The following is a 3,744-nucleotide window of genomic DNA, read 5'->3' on the forward strand; positions in this document are numbered from 1 at the left end:
ATAATTTGGTTGTTTGTGATAATAACAATCGAGTAATGTACTATTTACTAGAAGTATACAAAAATGAATTCGGTGTAGATTTAGTAAAAATTGATGGTTTTCGGGACTATTTTGTATTTATAAAAGATAAGACACATATAAGCGGCGAAAGAAAAAAGACTATAGCTATAGTAAATGAAATAGATAGTGAAAATCATAGAGCAAGCTTTATAAACTATGAGACTGGCTATAAAAGTTTATACTTAGATGAAATGGATGAGATAATAGTCAAAGATATATTTGAAAATTTCAAAGCTGGAGAAATTGTAAAAATAGATTGTAGAGAATTTGGGAAAACAGGAATAGCTGTTGAATCGATAGAACATTTCTATGATCCATTGAGAGAAAAAGCGCCTATATATAGATTGAAAAATATAGATGGTCTAAATTTGACACTAGAACGAGGAAAATTAAAGGCAAGAGATTATGATGTATACATCGAAAATATAGTGGAAGAAAAGTACAAAGCTGTAGAGGGAGCAAAAGTAATGAAATGGGGTATAGACAGGGATCTGTCTAAAAATGATTATTTATATGCACATTTCGATGAGGCTGGAAACATAGATTTTATTCAGGTAATTGGTGAATATGAATTGTATTTACATGCAGAGTAAATTAATTTCACACATCTGATTTACACACATAAAACAAGATAGTATAATTAATTGCAGGGAATTTTTAACATAATTAATGAATGGGGGATGTAAAGAGATGATAAGGAGAGATAAATTCAAATTATCGATATGGATTTTAGCCATAATTTCTGTAGTACTACTTGGAAATGTGGCTTTTGCAGAAGAGATGATACCGAGAGGTGTCATAAAGAGCGATTATGTGGTTGGAGATAAGAGCACAGCTGAGCATGTGTATTATGGGGAGATTTACGACATTGATGATGATTGTATATCTGTTAGAGCTCAAGACGATTTTTCCCAAAAGAAATTTGAGCTGAGCGTTTCAAATGAGGAATTAAAGACTCATTTAGTAAATTTAGATGAAGGTCGAATTCTCAGAAATGTTATGTATAGATTGTACCTAAAAGATGATATACGTGATGATGCTGAATTGCTAGCTATTGAAAAGGTAGTCGGTGAAAAAAACTGCGGAAAATACTATTTATCAGCAAAAATAGGAGATAGATGGATATTTGGATATGGACCAAATAGAAATTATAACTCAGAATCAAACGATACACATATAAAATATTTTAGCTTAAAGATAAGTGAAGAATTTTTAAAGGAATACTCTGATTATTATATAGATGAGGTATTTGAAAAATTCAGCCATATTCCAATCAAAACATTTATAGATGATGATGGTAATTTGAGTGGATTTTTTGGTGATGGTGAAAAAAAAGATATAGACGATTGCTATTGGTATCTTGAGAGAAAAGCTATCGTGGGTTCAGAGCCTATTACTATTTTTGAAAAAAACTTCAGCAATTTCAGAGTATCAGGAGATAGTGCGGCAATTGATTTTGATGATGAATCTGATGTGGAAATTGAATTAAATCAAGATAGTATGGATTTGGAAAGAAATCAAAAGTACACAGGAAGATTCTTAAATGAAAACGGAAAAATGATTCTTTTAAATGTTAAAGAAATTGTAGATGATACAAAAGATGATGATGACATGGATCTCAAAGGCGAACTCGACGATTGCGAAAATATAGTATTTATAAAAGACATAGATGATGGAGAAGTAGAATATGTAATGATGGAAGATACTCGTGGACAGGGAGCTACTGGTGAAACTGATTCTTCGAATTTAGACGGTGAATTTTATGTACTAGATAGAGAAGATATGAACGGAGAAAAGCTGTCAGATAGCTATGAAAAAGTGAGAAAAGAAAACCTCAATATAGAAACAGGGCAGATTATTTATACTGAATTAGAGTATATTGACGAAATAGAAGAGTTGAGTGAAAGTGCGCATGTGATTTTAAAAAATTCTCCAAAGTATCATGTAAATTCAGGAGAGAACTGTATAAAAAGAGTACATGGTGAAGGTTTTTATGAAAAAGAGTATTTGAAGATTGAAGATAATGACCTAATTGATTTAGAAAATTTGGAAATGGCCATGGGACTAGCTGATGATAAATGGGAATATTTTGATGGATATGATGTGCTGAAATATTACAATCTTGATTCAGAATTTGACTGCACTTTAATTAGATCTCCAATAAAAACAGACGAAGTGGTAGGAATATTGTTTGAAAATTTAGCCAAAAAAGCTGAATATTCTTCTAAAATGATGGGAAAAGTTTCAGATATCAAAGACTACAAAGATCGCGTGGAGATGAGTGTAGACCTTGCTGGTAAAATACACAAATTTAAGGGTTACAAAGACAAAATAGATTTATCTGAAATTGAAAGTAATGATTTGATATTAGCGTACTATCAAAATGATGAAATTATAGGATATAGAATGCTTGATGAAGATGATATAGAAGAGAAAATTGCATATTTAAATCATTTTGGTGATGAGAATAATCTGACATTTAGATATTGTTATGGAGGGGGATACAGTTCGGAGTTAGAGGTATTAGATGAAAAAACATTTGATGATATAGAGCAGGCTATAGAAAATGAAAATAGATTGATTCGCATAAAGACTGTAGATGATGGAATATTATTAGACTATGAAGTTGCTGGAAATATAGATGAAAAAAGAGTTTATAGAATACTAGATCACGATGAAAATAGTGTGACATTTGGGTTTGGAGCATCAATTAATACTCTAGATAGTGACTTTAAAGAAGAGCAAAAAGAAAGAATCGAATTTGGAAGAGATTTTAAAATATCAAAATACATTGATGATTACAATGAGGCTAGTATAGCCTTAGATGATGAAGGAAAATTACAATTCTTATTGTATGACGTTGAGAGCTCTTTTTCATATTCAAGTATATCACCAAGTGGTAGTAAAACGATTTCTAACAAAATATTGTTATTTGGTAAATCTAAGCTGTATACTAACAGAAGTGAAATGTTAAAGGGCCGTATTATGCTCTATGGAGATGCTGGACGCAATTTCAAAGCAAATCAAAACATAGATGATATTGAAATATATTCTATGGATATCAAAAATTTTTCAACACCTATAGAACTAGATGTAAAAGACATGAGAGATTTGAAAAATAAATACGTGCTAAAAGAGGTAAGTGCCTTAGATCTAGATGAGTACACTGAGTATGAGAGACCAATTCTATTTGAAGAACAAGATAGTAAAATACATTCGATAGTATTTATAAATAGCCAAGGAGATGGAATAAAAGGACACTTTGAAGGGGAGCAAGAATTCGTTGATGTTAGTGGAAATAGCTACAAAATAGATGAAAAGATTCTCTACGGAGAAGAGTCTTATTTTACAGAAGATTTTATAGATAAATATGAAAACGAATTTGAATTGCATTTGATAAAAGATAAAAAGAGTGATACTTATTTTGCAGAAATAACAAAGGCTACTCTAAAGAAAAGTGAAATGAAAACTGGCATATTTATCATAAACGATATAGACGATGGTGAAACCGAGTTTATATCAGATGATGGCAGGTATTTTAACTTGATTGAAGAAGAAACAGAGCAGGTAGTATTAGATAAATTGTACAATGATTTTAGTAGAAGTGATATGGTGAAATTAAAATATCAAATTGCAGATAGAAGATATATCATTATAGAAGAAATAGAACTAGTATATGAGCCA

At 30.6% G+C, this 3,744-nt stretch carries 2 protein-coding genes; both read left to right on the forward strand.

The window, feature by feature from the left end:
- Nucleotides 1–653 (forward strand): hypothetical protein (locus N4A40_07630; GenBank protein ID MCT4661718.1); only part of this gene is annotated, 653 nt, incomplete at its 5' end.
- 97 nt (nt 654–750) lie between these two features.
- A partial coding sequence (locus N4A40_07635; GenBank protein MCT4661719.1) for a hypothetical protein occupies nt 751–3,744 on the forward strand: 2,994 nt, incomplete at its 3' end.

The sequence above is a fragment of the Tissierellales bacterium genome (assembly GCA_025210965.1).
Classification (GTDB): domain Bacteria; phylum Bacillota; class Clostridia; order Tissierellales; family JAOAQY01; genus JAOAQY01.